Source organism: uncultured Aquimarina sp., assembly GCF_947492965.1.
Classification (GTDB): Bacteria; Bacteroidota; Bacteroidia; order Flavobacteriales; family Flavobacteriaceae; genus Aquimarina.
Genome location: NZ_CANLOZ010000007.1, coordinates 166938 through 185571 on the forward strand (window position 1 = coordinate 166938; position 18634 = coordinate 185571).

19 protein-coding genes are annotated in these 18634 nt (G+C 33.1%); 13 read left to right on the forward strand and 6 right to left on the reverse strand.

What is annotated here, in order from left to right; genetic code table 11:
* Positions 1–26: 26 nt before the first annotated feature.
* Entirely contained in the window at positions 27–1136 is a 1110-nt protein-coding gene (locus Q1B37_RS18305) for an adenylate kinase (RefSeq protein WP_299608514.1), read from the reverse strand.
* Between the two features lie 167 nt (positions 1137–1303).
* On the opposite strand from Q1B37_RS18305, the gene Q1B37_RS18310 reads away from it, so the two are divergent.
* The 9 genes from Q1B37_RS18310 to Q1B37_RS18350 all read left to right on the forward strand — a co-directional run bounded on the left by Q1B37_RS18310 (position 1304) and on the right by Q1B37_RS18350 (position 9624).
* Positions 1304–2461 carry a 5-(carboxyamino)imidazole ribonucleotide synthase gene (locus Q1B37_RS18310; protein WP_299608516.1) on the forward strand — a complete coding sequence of 386 codons (1158 nt, stop codon included), beginning with the start codon at positions 1304–1306 and terminating at the stop codon, positions 2459–2461.
* A 91-nt stretch (positions 2462–2552) separates the two neighbouring features.
* Positions 2553–3038: a 5-(carboxyamino)imidazole ribonucleotide mutase gene (gene purE / locus Q1B37_RS18315; protein ID WP_299608518.1), complete on the forward strand. Its 486-nt coding sequence runs from the start codon at positions 2553–2555 to the stop codon at positions 3036–3038.
* A 686-nt stretch (positions 3039–3724) separates the two neighbouring features.
* On the forward strand, positions 3725–5746 hold the full coding sequence (locus Q1B37_RS18320) for a M3 family metallopeptidase (protein ID WP_299900997.1): 2022 nt from the start codon (positions 3725–3727) through the stop codon (positions 5744–5746).
* Positions 5747–5920: 174 nt separating this feature from the next.
* Positions 5921–6424: a MarR family transcriptional regulator gene (locus tag Q1B37_RS18325; protein WP_299901000.1), complete on the forward strand. Its 504-nt coding sequence runs from the start codon at positions 5921–5923 to the stop codon at positions 6422–6424.
* Between the two features lie 98 nt (positions 6425–6522).
* Positions 6523–6888, forward strand: coding sequence for a hypothetical protein (locus tag Q1B37_RS18330; protein ID WP_299901003.1), 366 nt, complete (start codon positions 6523–6525; stop codon positions 6886–6888).
* 11 nt (positions 6889–6899) lie between these two features.
* Positions 6900–7781 carry a methyltransferase domain-containing protein gene (locus Q1B37_RS18335; protein ID WP_299901006.1) on the forward strand — a complete coding sequence of 294 codons (882 nt, stop codon included), beginning with the start codon at positions 6900–6902 and terminating at the stop codon, positions 7779–7781.
* Positions 7782–7793: 12 nt separating this feature from the next.
* A complete protein-coding gene (locus tag Q1B37_RS18340) occupies positions 7794–8231 on the forward strand; it encodes a hypothetical protein (RefSeq protein WP_299901009.1) in 438 nt (145 codons plus the stop codon).
* Positions 8232–8242: 11 nt separating this feature from the next.
* Positions 8243–9154, forward strand: a complete 912-nt coding sequence (locus tag Q1B37_RS18345; RefSeq protein WP_299901012.1) for a TIGR01777 family oxidoreductase — start codon at positions 8243–8245, stop codon at positions 9152–9154.
* Between the two features lie 2 nt (positions 9155–9156).
* Positions 9157–9624 carry an SRPBCC family protein gene (locus Q1B37_RS18350; RefSeq protein WP_299901015.1) on the forward strand — a complete coding sequence of 156 codons (468 nt, stop codon included), beginning with the start codon at positions 9157–9159 and terminating at the stop codon, positions 9622–9624.
* Between the two features lie 173 nt (positions 9625–9797).
* Here Q1B37_RS18350 and Q1B37_RS18355 read toward each other — a convergent pair whose 3' ends face one another.
* The gene (locus Q1B37_RS18355) at positions 9798–10361 is read right to left on the reverse strand and encodes a hypothetical protein (RefSeq protein ID WP_299901018.1); all 564 of its coding nucleotides are present in this window, start codon (positions 10359–10361) and stop codon (positions 9798–9800) included.
* Positions 10362–10618: 257 nt separating this feature from the next.
* Here Q1B37_RS18355 and Q1B37_RS18360 point away from each other — a divergent pair, with 257 nt between their 5' ends.
* From Q1B37_RS18360 to Q1B37_RS18370, 3 genes are read left to right on the forward strand one after another with little or no spacing between them, the layout of a single operon-like run.
* A complete protein-coding gene (locus Q1B37_RS18360; protein ID WP_027392615.1) occupies positions 10619–11173 on the forward strand; it encodes a sigma-70 family RNA polymerase sigma factor in 555 nt (184 codons plus the stop codon).
* Between the two features lie 6 nt (positions 11174–11179).
* The gene (locus Q1B37_RS18365) at positions 11180–11440 is read left to right on the forward strand and encodes a hypothetical protein (RefSeq protein ID WP_299608543.1); all 261 of its coding nucleotides are present in this window, start codon (positions 11180–11182) and stop codon (positions 11438–11440) included.
* A gap of 41 nt (positions 11441–11481) precedes the next feature.
* Positions 11482–11736, forward strand: coding sequence for a hypothetical protein (locus Q1B37_RS18370; RefSeq protein ID WP_299901021.1), 255 nt, complete (start codon positions 11482–11484; stop codon positions 11734–11736).
* Here Q1B37_RS18370 and Q1B37_RS18375 read toward each other — a convergent pair.
* Positions 11725–12552 (reverse strand): hypothetical protein, encoded by an 828-nt coding sequence (locus Q1B37_RS18375; RefSeq protein ID WP_299901024.1) that lies wholly within the window; start codon positions 12550–12552, stop codon positions 11725–11727. The two genes, Q1B37_RS18370 and Q1B37_RS18375, sit on opposite strands and share 12 nt — an antisense overlap.
* Before the next feature lie 134 nt (positions 12553–12686).
* On the opposite strand from Q1B37_RS18375, the gene gcvP reads away from it, so the two are divergent.
* Entirely contained in the window at positions 12687–15539 is a 2853-nt protein-coding gene (gene gcvP, locus Q1B37_RS18380) for an aminomethyl-transferring glycine dehydrogenase (protein WP_299901026.1), read from the forward strand.
* A 61-nt stretch (positions 15540–15600) separates the two neighbouring features.
* Here the strand turns inward: gcvP and Q1B37_RS18385 are convergent, their stop codons facing one another.
* From Q1B37_RS18385 to Q1B37_RS18395, 3 genes are all read right to left on the reverse strand, one after another.
* Positions 15601–16323 carry an alpha/beta fold hydrolase gene (locus tag Q1B37_RS18385; protein ID WP_299901029.1) on the reverse strand — a complete coding sequence of 241 codons (723 nt, stop codon included), beginning with the start codon at positions 16321–16323 and terminating at the stop codon, positions 15601–15603.
* A 194-nt stretch (positions 16324–16517) separates the two neighbouring features.
* Positions 16518–17897 carry an exonuclease domain-containing protein gene (locus Q1B37_RS18390; protein WP_299901032.1) on the reverse strand — a complete coding sequence of 460 codons (1380 nt, stop codon included), beginning with the start codon at positions 17895–17897 and terminating at the stop codon, positions 16518–16520.
* A gap of 95 nt (positions 17898–17992) precedes the next feature.
* Positions 17993–18403, reverse strand: a complete 411-nt coding sequence (locus tag Q1B37_RS18395; protein ID WP_299901037.1) for a DUF3010 family protein — start codon at positions 18401–18403, stop codon at positions 17993–17995.
* Between the last annotated feature and the right edge of the window lie 231 nt (positions 18404–18634).

The window sequence follows — 18634 nt, forward strand, 5'->3', positions numbered from 1 at the left end:
TTTGACCATATCATAAACTTTCTTAATTATAGAGTATCGATTACCGAACTAAGACGCTCAGTGATTTCTTCAATTCCTCCTACTCCATCTACTCCATAATATTTATCTTGTTTTTGGTAGTAGTTTTTAAGAATCGCAGTTTCGTTATAATATACTTTAATACGATTTCTAATCACTCCTTCATCGGCATCATCAGGACGTCCGGATGTTTTTCCGCGCTCTAATAAGCGTTGTACCAATACTTCATCATCCACTTCTAACGCGACCATAGCACTAACTTCTGATCCTTTAGAAGTTAATAATTCTGCTAAGGAATCAGCCTGCGCTTCTGTTCTAGGAAAACCATCAAAAATAAATCCTTTTGCTTCAGGGTTTTTATCTACTTCAGCATTCAGCATATTAATAGTAACCTCATCAGGAACCAACTGACCTTTATCAATATATGATTTTGCCAATGTACCTAATTCTGTAGCATTTTTTATATTGTATCTAAATACATCTCCTGTAGAAATATGTACTAGATTGTATTTTTCTTTTAAAACTTCTGCTTGTGTTCCTTTTCCTGCTCCTGGAGGTCCGAATAACACTAAATTTGTCATGTTGTCTTGTTTTAATTGGTAAACTTCTGTAAGATTTCGTCCTAAACCATTATAATCTAATCCGTATCCCACAATAAATCGATTTGGGATCTCTATCCCAATATAGTCTATATGAATTTCTTTGGTATATGCCTCTGGTTTAAAAAATAAGGTAGCAATTTTTATATCGGTACAACCTTTACTTTTTAGTATGTCGATCAATTCCTCTATGGTATGACCTGTATCAATTATATCTTCTAGAATAACAACAGTTCTATCAGAAACATCTTCCTGTAAACCAATAAGTCGAGATACTTCAGAAGTTGTCTGAATACCATCATAAGAGGCTAATTTTACAAAACTTATCTCGCATTCATGATTAAATCGTTTCAATACTTCTGAAACAAACATAAACGCACCATTTAACACCCCTAAAAAAAGTGGTTTCTTATCCGATAAATCATTAGAAAGATTAAGAGATAATGTATCTATTGCTGCTGAGATTTCATCTTCGGCAATAAAGGGTGTAAATTTTAAATCGTGCAGTGTAATCGTCATAGTATTAGATTATCACGGTGGCCTTTTTGTTTTTAAAGGCGCAAAGATAGTGATTACAAACAACACTTATATTAGTTATCTACTGCATTTACTGTATAATATTAAGGTTTTTACTTATTAAAAATTTATTTTTGTTGCCCAAGGCAATTTTTAGATACTCCAAAACAATGACAAACTATTTTTCGTCAGAATTTAAGCTAGGTATTCTGGGTGGTGGCCAATTAGGTAAGATGATGCTGTATGAAACCCGGAAATATGATATTTGCACTTATGTTCTTGACCCCAACCCCGATGCCCCTTGTAGAATTGCTTGTGATCATTTTCAGCAAGGAGACTTAATGGATTATAATACTGTTTACAATTTTGGAAAAAAAGTAGATGTACTCACTTTTGAAATTGAAACAGTAAATACCAAAGCATTAGCACAATTAGAAAAAGAAGGCATAAAAGTATATCCTAATGCTGCCACTTTAGAAAAAATACAAAACAAAGGCAGGCAAAAGCTATTTTATAAAAAACAAGAAATACCAACTGCTCCTTTTGTACAATTTTCTAATAAAGCACACTTAGCAGAAGGCATAACAAATGGGAAGGTAAAACTTCCTTTTGTCTGGAAAAGTACGCAAGGTGGCTATGATGGTAAAGGTGTTTCTATTATTAGAACTGGAGCAGATATTGCCAAACTACCTGATAATGAATGTATCGCAGAAAAGTTGATTGATTTCAAAAATGAACTAGCGGTAATTGTTGTTCGTAACCCCAAAGGAGAAATTAAAACGTATCCTGTAGTAGAAATGGAATTTCATCCAGAAGCAAACCAAGTAGAATATGTTATTTGTCCTGCTAGAATAGACAATGAAATTGCGGAAAAAGCTAGAACAATAGCAGAACAAGTTTCGGAAGCTTTTGAACACGTAGGGCTACTGGCTGTAGAAATGTTTCAAACTAAAGATGATGAAATCTTAGTTAATGAAGTAGCTCCAAGACCGCACAATAGCGGACACTATAGTATTGAAGCAAGTTACACAAATCAATTTGAGCAACATATAAGAGCTATTTTAGATTTACCTTTAGGAGCTACAGAAAGTAAAGTAGCAGGAATTATGGTAAATCTTGTTGGTGCTGAAGGATTTTCGGGGAATGTAGTCTATGAAAATATTGAGACAATTATGAATATGGATGGAGTTACTCCTCATATTTATGGTAAAAAGAAAACAAGACCCTTCAGAAAAATGGGACACGTCACTATTGTAAATGAAGATATTTCAGAAGCCAGAAAAATAGCCGAAAAAGTAAAAAATACTATAAGAGTTATAAGCGAATAAATACGCTAAAAAATTGGTTTTTTGTAATTCGAAAGCATATGTATGCTTTGATTAAAAACATCAAATATTAATTAAAATCAAAAACAATTATATGAGCAAAGTAGGAATCATTATGGGAAGTACAAGCGATATGCCCGTAATGGAAAAAGCAATTGAAATTCTCAAAGGTTTTGATATAGAAGTTGAAGTAGACATTGTTTCTGCTCATCGTACTCCTGAAAAATTATTTGATTACGGTAAAAATGCTCATACTCGCGGAATATCTGTTATCATTGCAGGTGCTGGAGGAGCTGCACATCTGCCAGGTATGGTAGCATCTCTATCTCCTCTTCCTGTAATAGGAGTTCCTGTAAAATCAAGAAACTCTATCGATGGATGGGATTCTGTATTATCGATTCTTCAAATGCCTGGAGGAGTTCCTGTAGCAACTGTAGCCCTTGATGGTGCTATGAATGCGGGAATTCTTGCCGCACAAATTATCGGCGCATCAGACAAATGTGTATTAGACAAAATACTAGTTTACAAAGAAGGATTAAAGCAAAAAGTAATCGAAGGCGCTAAGCAGATTAATAAGTAATACATAAAAAAGAGTATAAAAAAAAGAGCCGCTCCTCAGCGGCTCTTCCAATATCAGGTCTTACAATAGAATATAACAATATTTATTAACCAACTTAAATATATTACACAAAAAATTCATCGTAAGACCATACTCTTAAAACCTAGTACAAAGGTAAACCCTTACTTTAATTACGCAATAATTATCTCTCAAAACTTATTAACAATTTCGATAAATTACATATTTTACCGATAAAAAGCTTAAATTTTACTTTTTTTTGAATTTTTCTCATAGAAAAACCAGACATTTTAAAGAATTCTCTATCAGAATAGTAGATTTTGACAGTTTATTAACAAAAAAAAGAGCTACATTTCATGCAACTCTTTTAATTTTTGATCTTTACAAAGAATATTATTGACATCCATACCCCTGATTACAATAATGTGTTTATTACTTTGCTTAGACCATTACTAATAAACCTACACAAATCTAATTCTATCCTATATCTTTGTAACAAAAAGTGATTGAATTAGATCCTTGATTATCGATAAAAAACACATTTTTTCGACAAAAGCACACTTTGTTTTAGAAAACAGATTTAAAGAACAGAATAATAAATCATGAGAAAACTCATTACATTTAATATATAGAACAGCAAATGATTAATGATGAGTTCCATGTGACCTTCAAAAAAATAGTATAAGTACATGAAAAATCCTTTATTAGAATCTTTTGACCTAGCTCCTTTTTCTCAGATACAATCCGAGCATTTTTTACCAGCGATTAAAAATGCTATATCTATTGCAAAAGAAGAAGTAAACGCTATCGTAACAAATAACGAAAAACCATCTTTTTCTAACACTATAGAAAAATTAGACTATAGTGGCGAGCTTTTAGACCGTGTTACGAGCATATTTTTTAACTTAAACAGTGCCGAAACTAATGAGGAGATTCAAAAAATAGCACAAGAGGCTTCTCCTCTATTATCAGAATTTAGAAATGATATTGCTTTAAATACAGATCTTTTTAAAAGAATTGAAACGGTTTATTTAAATAAAAGTAACCTTGATCTTTCTGCAGAACAAAGCACATTATTAGAAAAAAGATATAAATCGTTTTCTAGAAATGGAGCTAATCTTCCAGATGATAAAAAAGAACAACTAAGAGAAATTGACAAAGAACTTTCTCAATTGAGTCTAAAATTTGGTGAAAATGTATTAGCAGAAACGAATAAATTTGAGATGCTATTAACCGATGAAGCTGATCTTTCTGGTTTACCTGAAGGTGCTAAAGAAGCTGCAAAAGCGCTTGCCGAATCCAAGGAAAAAGAAGGATGGTTAATCACCTTAGACTATCCTAGCTATATTCCTTTTATGACCTATGCAGATAATAGAGAATTAAGAAAAAAAATGTCTCTGGCGTTTGCTTCTAAAGGTTTCCATAATGACGAGTTAGACAATCAACAGATTGTTTTAAAGATTGCAAAATTAAGACATCAACGTGCAGAAGTTCTTGGATATTCGTCTCACGCGGCGTACGTTTTAGAAGAACGTATGGCCGAAACTCCGGAAAAAGTATTCTCCTTTTTAAATGAGATATTAGAAAAAGCGAAACCAGCAGCAGAAAGAGAATTCAAACAATTAGAAAATTTTGCTAAAGAATTAGATGGTATCGATCAATTACAAAAATGGGATGGAGCTTATTATTCAGAAAAGCTAAAACAAAAGCTTTTTGATCTAGATGATGAAAAATTAAAACCATATTTTAAATTAGAAAATGTAATTGATGGTGTTTTCCAAGTTTCTTCTAACTTATTTGGATTACAATTTGAAGAGACTAATGAAGTAGACAAATACCATGAAGAAGTAAAAACTTATCATGTAAAAGATACTGACGGTAATTTTATTGCGGTGTTCTATGCAGATTTTCACCCAAGAGCCGGAAAACGAAATGGTGCGTGGATGACATCTTACAAACCTCAAATGAGAAAAGATGGAGAAAATATAAGACCCCATATCTCAATAGTTTGCAATTTTACAAAACCAACACCTAGTAAGCCATCGCTATTAACCTTTAATGAAGTTACTACCTTATTTCATGAATTCGGACACGCATTACACGGAATGCTGGCAGACACCATATATCCAGGATTATCTGGCACCAGTGTTTATTGGGATTTTGTAGAGTTGCCAAGTCAGGTTTTAGAGAACTGGTGTTACGAAAAAGAAGCCTTAGAACTATTCGCTAAACATTATGAAACAGGAGAAGTAATTCCCATGGAATTAGTTCAAAAAATAAAGGAATCATCCACTTTTATGGAAGGGTTAGCTACGCTGCGCCAATTAAGCTTTGGGCTATTAGATATGTCCTGGCATGCCAACGATCCAAGTGAAATTAAAGATGTAAAAGAACACGAGAAAAAGGCTTTTGAAGGCACGTCTTTATATCCTGATGTAGCAGAAAATTGTATGAGTACTGCCTTTTCTCATATCTTCCAAGGAGGATATTCTGCGGGGTATTACTCTTATAAATGGGCAGAAGTATTAGACGCAGATGCTTTTGACTATTTCAAAGAGCGAGGGATCTTTGATAAAGAAGTAGCAACTAAGTTTAAGGATCATGTACTTTCTAAAGGAGGTACAGAAAATCCAATGACCTTATATAAACGTTTCAGAGGACAAGAACCAAAGCCCGAAGCTTTACTAAAGCGTGCGGGATTGATCAATTAATATATCTATAACTAGAAAAACGGGGTTCAGTATGATATTGAACCCCGTTTTTTTATATCTCTGCTTAAAAAAATCATACCTTTTAAAGTAGTATGAATCCAAGTTTTTATATGTCTATAAAAATTAAACTTTCAAAAATTACTGAAAGTTTAAAATATTTTATATATTTGTCCTATGAATTACAATGAAGCAAAAGATAAATTTATTTCCACTTGGGGAGCTTTAGGAACTCTTTGGGGTATCAACAAAGCCATGGCACAAATTCATGCTTTGTTATGGATATCTCCAGAACCACTCTCTATGGAGGACATTATGGAAGAGTTACATATCTCTAGAGGTAATACGAGCATGAACTTACGTCAATTAATGGATTGGGGTATTGTATTTAAAGAAAGTAAACCAGGAGAGCGTAAAGAATATTTCATTTCTGAAAAAGATGTGCAAGAACTTGCAAGACAAGTAGCTAAAGAGCGAAGCAGACGTGAAATAAAGCCTGTGATCAAAGTACTAAGAGAAGTCTCTGGAATTGAAAATGACGGCTCTAAAAAAACAGAAGAGCTGATTAAGCAAACTAAATCGCTCTATGAACTGGCAGATAGTGCGGATACGATGATGAACAAAATTGTAAATCAAGAATCTAATTGGATTACTAAGACATTAATGAAACTGATTAAATAAATAACGAAAGCATACTTTAAACAAAAGAGAGGAAGCAATTCCTTTTCTTTTTCAAAATATGTTTCAAAAATTATTGAAACTTTAAAACTATTAGAATTATGAAAACGATACATAACATTAACAAATGGAGTTTTATTATCACGCTTATACTTTACATAACGGTTTATCTAGGACTATTAGCTCAAATTCCACTAGGTTTTATTCAGTTTGTTCTAGCGTGTTCTATACTGGCATATTGGAAAAAACTGAATATCCAATCTAAAAAATTGATAGTTGGCTATTGGTCTTTATTTGTCTTGTATTGGGTATCATTTCTTATCCTAAACCAAAACTTTGAAAGCCTATTTGGATTGTTTTTCTTTTCTGTAATCCCGATGAGTATCGCTTCTTATTTTGTCTATGTAACTTTTAAAATAAAGAAGTACGTAGAACAAATTGAACTTAAGCCTTCCTTTTATCATTAATACTTAAAATTATGAGCACCACCATCCCTCTTTTACATAAAATTAGATTTCAAAAATCAAACAAAGAAAAACTTATAGAGCTTTATAATGAAGCAACCGAAGATTATGAATTCTGGAGCAAAGATTTCAATATGCATTTTGGGTATTACATTCCTTTTAAAACTACCCTTTTTAAAAGAGACACTATGCTCAACGAGATGAATAATCAAGTTTTTAAAAGATTACAATTTAATAAGCAAAAAGGTATTGTAGCGGATCTTGGTTGTGGTATTGGAGGCACTATGAAATATGGACTCAGAAAATACCCAAGGCTACATATGCTAGGTGTAACACTATCTTCTTTTCAGGTAACTGAAGGAAACAAGAGACTTCATAAAATGAATGGACTTATTTTACAGGAAAATTACAATCATACTTCTTTTGCCGATAACAGTTTTGATAGTGCTTACGCTATAGAGAGCTTTTGCCATTCTGGCCATAGTGATACTGCCCTCTCTGAGGCGTATAGAATTATTAAACCTGGAGGCAAACTAGTGATTGCAGATGCCTTTCTTAAGAAAGAAGAAGATCAATTATGTATAGGAAGCCATTATTGTTATAAGCAACTGTGCAAGGGATGGAGTTTAGAAGGATTAGGAAGCATTCAAAATGTAAAAAAGTCATTAGAACGTATTGGATTCAAAAAAGTAACTATCGAAGATGTATCTTTTAGAGTTGCTCCTTCTGTACTTCATGTACCATTTGCAATTACTGGATTTATTTTCAAAAAATTGATCAGAAAAGAAAATCTAAAAGTACAAAGCTGGAAAAACCTAAAAGGCTCTTTGTTTGCCCTACTATCTGGTTTGCATATGCAAAGTTTTGGATATTACATCGTAACAGCTGAAAAATAAGGTATATTAAAGATGACAATTAAAATCATATATCAATGGAGTTATATTGGGATCGCTACCCTGATTTCAACAATTACATTATTTTATTATGCCAAAGAATTGCCAGAATTGATTACTAATGATAAACTATCCATAGAAATAGTAATGTGTGCAGGCCAATTAATCTGGCAAGGTGGTATTATAATGTTATGCATTAAAAGAAAAATTCATACATACTTATGTCATATGATTACAGTTTCTTTATTAGGCTCTTTAGTACTAATTCCATTATTATTTTTATATCAAATAGCGTTGATAAGTTTAGAAATCAAAGTTCTTCTATTTCTAATAGTGGTAAGTCTAATGATCATTGAACATGCCAGGAGAGTAAAAAAACTAAAACTACCCTCCTATCTTACAGCAACTTGGGTTCTATACAGACTCGCTTGGTTACCTATTTTATTATTTTAAAAAGAATACGAATGAAAAAACTAGTTATAGCAGCAGGCACAGGGTTTTTAGGAGATATTTTGGTAGAATATTTCAAAAATAAAGTTGATACCATCATCATACTAACTCGTGGAGAAAACAGAACGTTGAATAATATCCGATATGTACAATGGGATGCAAAATCCATTGGTAATTGGCAAAGTGAATTAGAAGGTGCAGATGTCTTAATCAATATGACTGGAAAATCAGTGGATTGTAGATATCATCAAAAAAACAAAGACCTGATACTTTCCTCTAGAGTGGAATCAACTAATGTTTTAGGAAAAGTAATTTCTAACTGTGTCAATCCTCCAAAAGTCTGGTTAAATTCTTCTACAGCTACAATCTACCGACATTCTCTGGATATGGAAATGGATGAAATCAACGGTGAAATAGGAACTGGATTTTCTGTAAACGTGGCCACCAATTGGGAACATGTATTCTTTTCTCATGATACTCCAAAAACCAGAAAAGTAGCACTAAGAACCTCTATCGTATTAGGAAAAAAGGGTGGTGCTTTACAACCAATTCTTAATCTTGTGAAAATTGGATTTGGAGGCAAACAAGGAAAAGGAAATCAAAAATTTAGTTGGATCCATGAAATTGATTTTGCAAGAAGCTTGGAGTTTATTATTAACAATCCTGAGATGGAAGGTCCAATTAATATCGTAGCACCTAATCCATCGGATAACAAGACTCTGATGCAAACATTAAGAAAAGTGACGAACATAAACATTGGAATCCCATTACCAAAATTTCTTTTGGAGATCGGAGCTCGTATGATCAAAACTGAAACTGAACTCATTTTAAAAAGTAGAAATGTAATTCCGAAAAAAATGCTAGAAGCAGGTTTTCAATTTACATATCCAGATCTTACTGAAGCAACTAAAGAACTTACTTCATAATTATGACTGTTATTACATTACATACAATGATTAAGGCTCCTATAGCAACTGTCTTTGATGCAGCTAGAAATATAGATCTTCATATGAAATCCGCTCACAAAACTAGAGAAAAAGCTATTGCAGGAAAAACATCAGGTTTGATCAATCTATACGAAACTGTAACTTGGAGAGGAAAACACTTTGGTTGCTCCCTACAACATCAAAGTAAAATAACATCACTTAGGTATCCTACTTATTTTATTGATGAAATGATCAAAGGTCATTTTAAAAGTTTTAAGCATCAGCATATTTTTAAAGAAACGTCTTCTGGGACCGAAATGATCGATGTTTTGGAATACAAAACTCCTTATGGTTTTATAGGTCGCCTATTTGATCGATTGCTTCTAAAAAAACATCTCATCACTTTTTTAAAAATTAGAAATGATCATATTAAAATCGAAACTGAAAAAACAGTGCATATTCAAGAGTAAACCTGAAAAGTTCTGAAAAATTATTACGAATCTGCCATCGTGGGCATTTCAGGCTGAGTATATAACCAAACATTACAAGGATTCATCACTCAATTCGGTAATAAGATTTCATTAATGACTTTTCAGGTTAAGCACTCCCAATTTAACTATTGTATTAGGATATCAACTTTATATTACTCTTCGATCGCAAAACAATAAATACGCACATCTCCAGAAGTACCCATGATATTATTCGCTTCAATTCCTTTATAAATTGGCTGAAAAGCATATTCTCCAGGAGCTAAAGCTGGCATTACTATTTCGTATAAATTACCTTCTATTTTTTTTAATTCTGGAATCACCAAATGCTCACTAATATCTTTACTTCCTCCACCCATAGAGTTTCCTTTTTGTATAAATCGTCTGTATTTCTTTCGTTTTTTTACGACATCTGCCTTGGATATAATAACAATATCTAGCGGATCTATTCCTTCGTCTAGTGCTATAATAAATTTCGGAAGTTCATTTGGACGAAATCTAACATCTGAATATTTACTATTAAATATGGTCAAATATTGATTCACTCCTCCGTATCCAAAACCTATTGCTTTGGCCTCTATTTTAGCACCTTTACGTTCAAATGATTGTACATTCCCATTCTTTATATAATAAGGAACAAAGTTTTTTTCTACTTCTTGCGCTTGCACACTAACCAAAAATCCTAGTTGAAGTATTAGTAACCAAGTAATTTTTTTCATTATTTCTACTTTTTTTGTTTAACCGGTAGATGATGATACTCCTGTTAATTTTATCGAACAGCGTTAATAAATCAGGATTTATCAAATGACGGATTGATTAAAAATGTTTAAGCAAACTTAACCTCATCTTCCCCTTCAAAAAATACCCAATTACAGGTATATATCTATAGATAAGCTCTTTTTGCGGTAATTCGGAAGTACAAACTTCTTTGAGATTCAACTTTTTATCATATTTTTGAAAAAAGAGCCGATAACATATGCCTACAAACACGATAGACCCTAATACGTGGATTGATAAATACAGTGATTATTTGTTTAATTATACTATAGTAAGGGTCGATGATAGAGAGATTGCACAAGATTTAGTGCAGGAGACCTTTTTTGCAGGTCTAAAATCAATGAAAAATTTTAAGGGTGAAGCCAGCGAACGCACATGGCTTATTTCGATTCTTAAAAGAAAGATTATTGATCATTACCGAAAAATTAATAGTAATAAAGGAAAAGCTGAAGTACGTATTAATTACACAAATGATGGTGAGACTGAAGGTGATTGGCTCGAAGAGAGAGTAGCGGATCCTTTTGATCAAAATGCTGAAGGAAAAATAGAGAATACGGAATTAGGAGTAGCTATACATAATTGTATTGGCAAATTACCAGAGAAACAAGCTCGTATTTTTTCTATGAAAACAATTCAAGGTTTTGATACAGAAGCTATCTGTAATGAATTCGATATCACCGCGTCTAACCTCTGGGTAATCATTCACCGAGCACGTACAGCAATGGCAGAATGCTTAGAAAAAAACTGGTTTTAATATAATATGAGTACTGGAAACAAAATATTTGTAAGTTGTGAAGATGCAAATCACATTTGCGATAAAAATCAATATAAGGAAGCCTCACTTTGGGAAAAAATAAAATTAAATATCCATTTAATTTATTGTAAGGCTTGCAGAAAATATTCGTCTAAGAATACGAAACTAACAAAATTATTTAAAGATCCTAAAGTCATTAGTATCAATCAATCGGCTAAGGATTCTATGAAAGAGCAGTTAAAGAAAAAAATGTCTGAAATGGAATAAAAAAAGTTAATAATGCCCCAAAAAATAAGATTAAAATTGTAATGAAAACGAGTAATAGTTTATTTGTATCTTGCGAACAAGCAAAATTTATCTGTGATAAAAATCAATATGGTGAAGCCTCTTTTTTAGAGATCATCAAGTTAAATATCAGGTTAGTGTATTGCAAGGTAACCAGAGCATATTCTAAAAGGAATACAAAGCTCACAAAAACGATAAAAAATTCTAATGTTCAAGTAATGGAAACTTCTATGAAGGAGAAAATGAAAGAACAATTAAGAAAAAAGTTAGCCGAATAGGCTTTGCATCAGAACCAATATAAACAACCATATCATCGGAATACTTTCGACCCAAAAGGAACAAAAGTATTCCGATTGTTTTTTATCAGTACCCCATAAAAACAATAAGCTGATAATAGTTATAAAAACTGTGCTTAAAATCTCGGTAGAAGTTAGTTCATCTCTAAATGCGGTAAGCAACAAAAAAGTTACTAAGACAATACTTCCAAAAACTTTAGTCCTGGTAATTCCTATTTTTTGAGGAATCGTTTCCAACTCTTTGGCATCATATTGTAGATCCCTTATTTCGAAAGGCAACATAATTACTACAATAAAAAGAAAACGTTGTATCGCTTCAATAGTCATATCGAAACCTAAGTTCCCTTCTGCATATAATATGGGCACTATTACAGTAATTCCTGTCCACGTAACGGCGATAATAAAGATTTTAATTCCAGCAACACTTCTTAAATTCTTTTTATTTGGAAAAACAGGTACCGTATATAAAATCGTCAATAATATAAATGGCAACATGAATATTATTGTATCTATGGATAATTGAAACCCAAAATAAACAAAAACAATACTGCTTATTACGGTTAACGCCCTAATTTTGGTCATAGATTTGGTTAATCTACGATGATACAATCTTGAAATTGAAGCATATTTTACAAAATTGTATGCTACGATTGATCCAAAAAATGCAAAATACACATAAGTATCTCCTCCTAAAATTTCGAACTTCAAAAAAGTTATTTTAACCAATGCCGCTACAGCTAATGCCACATGGATACTGCTGTTTAGGTAAAAATCAAATATACTTTTAATGGTTTTCACGTTCCAAATTTAGGGGAATCTGTTAATAACCGTCTAAGTTGGTTAAAAACTTGATAGCGTAAGGTTAATTAATTGTGAAATTTTTATGGATTAAATATGTACTTTTGCGCTTTCAATCTCAACTGTTTTTTGCTATGAAAACCGACTCGTTTAAACTACGTCATATAGGTCCTTCAGAAAAGGATCTTAATGATATGTTATCTATGATCAAGGCAGAATCTATGGATCAACTGATCTATGAAACTGTTCCTGATGATATTTTACTAAAAGCTCCACTGCAACTTGATGAAGCTATGAGCGAACAAGAGTATTCTGCTCATATACAGCAATTAGCTGCGAAGAATAAAGTTTTTAAAACTTATATTGGTTTAGGATATCATCAAGCATGCTTGCCGGCAGTGATACAGCGTAACATTTTAGAAAACCCTGGATGGTATACTGCTTATACTCCTTATCAGGCTGAAATTGCGCAAGGAAGACTAGAAGCTTTGCTAAACTACCAAACCATGGTTTGTGACCTTACCGGTATGGAATTGGCAAATGCCTCGTTACTAGATGAAAGTACCGCTGCGGCAGAAGCAATGACCATGTTATTTGCTGTTAGATCCAGAACTCAGAAAAAAGAAAATGTTCATAAATTTTTCGTTTCTGAGGAAATCTTACCACAAACTATTTCATTGTTAAAAACAAGAGCAATTCCATTAGGAATTGAACTGGTTATTGGTGATCATACTAAATTTGATTTCTCTACTGATTTCTACGGCGCAATCTTGCAATATCCTGGAGTATCGGGACAGGTATATGATTATGCTTCATTTGTAGAACAAGCACACCAATCAGAAATAAAAGTAGCCGTAGCTGCAGACATCTTAAGTCTTGTTTCTTTAAAGTCGCCTGGTAGTTTTGATGTTGATGTAGTAGTAGGAACAACCCAACGATTTGGAATTCCATTAGGATATGGAGGACCACATGCCGCTTATTTTGCTACTCGAGAAGCGTACAAAAGAAATATTCCTGGGAGAATCATTGGGGTTACCCAAGATATGAATGGCAATAGAGCGCTACGTATGGCCTTACAAACACGTGAGCAGCATATCAAGCGCGACAAAGCCACTTCTAATATTTGTACTGCGCAGGTTTTATTAGCAGTAATGGCAGGTATGTACGCTGTATACCACGGAAAAGAAGGATTACAATATATCGCTACCAAAGTACATAGTGCCGCTACAACCCTCGCGGATACTATTACCAAACTTGGTTATAAACAACTAAATACTAGTTTCTTTGATACTATTAGAATTGAAGCAGATGCGAATAAAATCAGAGAAATAGCAGAAGCTCAAAGTATCAATTTTTACTATCCAGATACCAATGTAGTATCTATCTCGTTAAATGAAGCAACAACACTAGCTGACCTGAATAACATAGTTTCGATTTTTGCAGAAGCTTCAGGAAAAGATGCTATTGATGTTACTTCTGACAATAGCGCAACTAACATTCCAGATTCAGTAAAAAGAAATACACCATTTTTAACAAATGATGTTTTCAATACCTATCATTCTGAAACTGAATTAATGCGTTATATCAAGAAGCTTGAGCGTAAGGATTTATCGTTAAATCATTCTATGATTCCTCTTGGTTCTTGTACCATGAAATTAAATGCTGCTTCAGAGATGCTTCCTTTAAGCAATCCACAATGGGGTAATATACATCCTTTGGTTCCTGTAGAGCAAGCGAAAGGATATCAGGAAGTATTAAAAAAGTTAGAAGACCAATTAACAGAAATCACTGGTTTTGCAGCTACCTCTTTACAACCTAATTCTGGTGCACAGGGAGAGTTTGCAGGATTAATGGTTATTCGTGCTTATCATGAAGCAAGAGGTGATCACCATAGAAACATTTGTCTAATTCCTTCTTCTGCTCATGGAACCAATCCGGCATCAGCAGTGATGGCAGGAATGAAGGTAGTAGTTACAAAAGCTACCGAAGAAGGAAATATCGATGTTGAAGACCTAAGAGAAAAAGCAGAAAAATACAAAGACAATCTCTCTGCATTAATGGTAACTTATCCTTCTACTCACGGAGTATATGAATCAGCTATTAGAGAAATCACTCAGATTATCCATGATAATGGTGGACAAGTATATATGGATGGTGCTAATATGAATGCCCAAGTAGGATTAACAAATCCTGGAGCAATTGGAGCAGATGTTTGTCACTTAAACTTACATAAAACATTTGCCATTCCTCATGGTGGTGGTGGACCTGGCGTAGGACCTATTTGTGTAGCAAAACAATTAGTTCCATTTTTACCAGGCAACCCTATAATTACCACTGGTGGAGATCAAGCAATCACAGCGATCTCTGCAGCGCCTTGGGGATCTGCATTAGCTTGTTTAATATCCTATGGATATATTACCATGCTTGGTGCAAAAGGACTTAGAGAATCTACTGAATACGCTATCCTAAATGCAAACTATATCAAAGAGCGATTAGATGGTCATTACAGCACATTGTATTCTGGTGAGAGAGGACGTGCTGCACACGAAATGATTGTAGACTGTCGTCCTTTTAAAGCACATGGTATTGAAGTAACTGATATTGCAAAGCGCCTTATGGATTATGGATTCCATGCACCTACGGTTTCATTTCCGGTAGCAGGAACTATCATGATAGAACCTACAGAAAGTGAAAGTAAGGCAGAATTAGATCGTTTTTGTGACGCTATGATTAGTATACGTCAGGAGATTGCAGAAGCTAGTTCTGAAGATGCTAATAACGTTATGAAAAATGCGCCACATACCTTAGCTATGCTAACAGCAGATTCTTGGGATTTCCCATACACAAGAGAACAAGCTGCTTATCCATTAGCATATGTTGCTGATAATAAATTCTGGCCAACAGTAAGACGTGTGGATGATGCATACGGAGACAGAAATCTTATCTGTACTTGTGCGCCTATAGAAGAATATATGGAAGAGGTTTAATCCAAACTTCTTTATTTCAAATAAAAATGCCTGGTATTTTTACCAGGCATTTTTATTTATACTAGATCGTTTCTAGAAAACCTTTTACAGCCTTCCAATAACTTTCATTATCAGAAAATCGTTCCCATAGCGCTCTAGACCCATGATTACCATCTGTTTCCGGAAGAAAGAACTGCTTTTTATCTGATACTATAGCTTCATAAATTCCTGACCAGTTCTTTTTCTCTTTTTTTGCCGAAGTAACAAATACAGGAGATTTAATCCTAGCTGCACTACTAGAGATATAGTTTTTCTTACCAAAATATTCTCCTGGAGAAAATGACAGTACTCCATTGATATCATTAGGGTGATCACCAGCATATTTTAAGACTAGAGACGAAGAATAGGAGCTTCCCCAAATAATCAGCTTTTTAGGTTGATATGTTTTTTTTACAAAGGCAATCGCTGCTTCTACATCTTGATACGCATCAATAAATTCAGTTTTTCTACCTTCTTTTTTTGCTTCTCTTGCTGTATGATTTAATCGTTCGTTTACGATCATGCCAGATCTCTGATCTACCGCAAGACAATTATACCCCATCTTGGTAAGCTTAGGAGCTATTTCCATATACTCTCCTCTACTCCAACCTGCTTGATGAAAAAGAACGATAAAAGAATCACTATCCGTTGCTTCATATAAATCTGCAGTTATCATCAGTCCATCCTTTGATTGAAAATCAATTGTTTTCTGACCGTATATGGATATCGCTAAAAAGGAAATAAGTACTAAAAAGATATTTTTCATCAGTATATTTTTTGTATTTAATTGTCGAAAAAGCATGCTCAAAATAATTATCTCCACTGGAATCAAATTAGTCAGAACAGCTTATTATACAAGACAATTATGAGTTAATAAGTCTTTCAAAATACTAAATTAGCTGTTAGTGAAATGCTATTATTTTGTTATAATTTCTAAAAAACAAAAGACAATGATTCAATTTAGATAGGGACAATGTTTCTATCCCCATGTTTTCTCAAATAACTTTTTATGATTTTAGTAGTATGATAGGTGTGTTTTTGCAGTTGCAAATAAGTATCAAAATCTTCTGAATTTAGGATTTGCTCATCATTCTGAAGATATCCAAAACCCTTATAAACACCATCCTGAATCATTACAAAACTTTGCTCATTAAAAGTTCTACCCTTCCCCTTAATAAAATAACTCTTCTGATCCTTTTTTAATGAAGACAATGCTTGCTGAGCTCTCATATTATACAACGCCACTGACTCATCTCCAATACAGATACCTTTGCAATTTTTAATCTTATAATGTGAACATCGTTCTGTGGTAGTTTGTAAACTGCAATACCTTGGACATAATTGAAACTTCTCGCATAATTGCTCCAATTTTTCGATCGCTTCTGCCCTCGTGTAAAATATTTCTATAGAGTGATCAAAAGTATGTGATCTATCAATTGCTAATTGAATTACTCCTTTCCTATTTGTATAATACATAATACAATAAGGAGCTACCGGCTTTTTCTGTGCTTTATTAAATTTAGGATAATGTTTTCTGATTTTTTCCGCTTCGAGGAGCAATGCCACCAATTCATCACCAGTTACTTCATAATCGATTGTATAGGTTTCCTGACCTAAGGCATATTCTTTATTCTTCTTATCATAAAAATGACTAACTACCCTCTGTTTTATATTCTTTGCTTTGCCAGCATAAATTACTTTCCCTTTTTGATCCTTAAACAAATATATCCCAGTCTCTTCTGGCAACTGATCAATGTTTTCTGCTTTTAGGTGTGGTGGTAATGTTGCCTCTTTAGAACGAACATTTAAAAACTTATTGATAACCTTAAACTCTGGATCTAAGCTTAAAATTCTTTGAAATAAAACAACAGTAGCATCCGTATCGCCTTCAGCCCTATGCCGGTCTTCGAGAGGAATATTGAGAGCAGAACACAATTTACCAAGACTGTATGAAAACATTCCAGGAATGAGTTTTCTGGATAATCGAACGGTACATAATTTTTTTCGCACAAAAGAGTACCCTAGATTCTTGAACTCTTCTTTGATTACGTTATAATCAAAATTTACATTATGTGCTACAAAAATTGCTCCTGTAGTCAATTCAATGATACGCTGAGCAATCTCATGGAATCTTGGAGCATCTCGTACCATATCATTATCGATACCTGTTAACCCAGTAATAAATGGAGGAATTGGACATTCAGGATTTACCAAAGAAGTAAACTTATCTATAACAGTATCTCCCTTTAATACAACAATACAAATTTCTGTAATGCGATTTCCATGAATGCCTTTACCCGTAGTCTCTACATCAATAACAGCATATAATTTTTCTGACATTACCTTTGTTTTGGGTTACAAATCTAACAAGAAATATCTAAAATTTGGAATTTTTCCTTTTAAAATGGAATTTTTCCTATTTGTCAATAAAATCACTATTTCAAAAGGTAGGTTGCCAAGCGAGTAGCATTTTCCTGATATGCATTATCATAAGAAACAGGAAGCTCATTTTTCTTATAATATGCCGTTAATGTCTGTTTAGAAACAAAAGTTATTTCTGTTTTTTTATAACACTGAATAAGTGCTTCTAGTTTAAAAGAAACTGAAGCTGCGGCAAACTTGCCTTTTGTTTGTCGACTAATAATACCAATACTGTTAGGTGCTACCTCATCAAAAAAAGTTTCTACCTTTTGCAGAAAATCTTGTATCTCTTGATTGTTATGATCATCCTTTATTTCGATGTATTTAGTCTTACCTGTCACATTCTGTAATATACCGTTAGCATCTTTAGACACGATAACACAAATAGCTCTTTTTTTATCAATTTCAATTCCTACGGCTTTCATCTTTCCAAAATTAGTATATAATTTTTTAAGTATTGTCGGTAGTCTTTTAAAAAATAAAGTTTACGAGAATCTGTAAAAATCTAGCACTGATATTCGAACCTATAAAAATGAAACATTGTATAATCAAAACCTACAACGAAAATAAACTACTCAATTAATTAACCTTTTTTTTGATATTTCATGATTTTTAACCACAAAAAATTGATATATCATCTATTTATTTTTAAATTG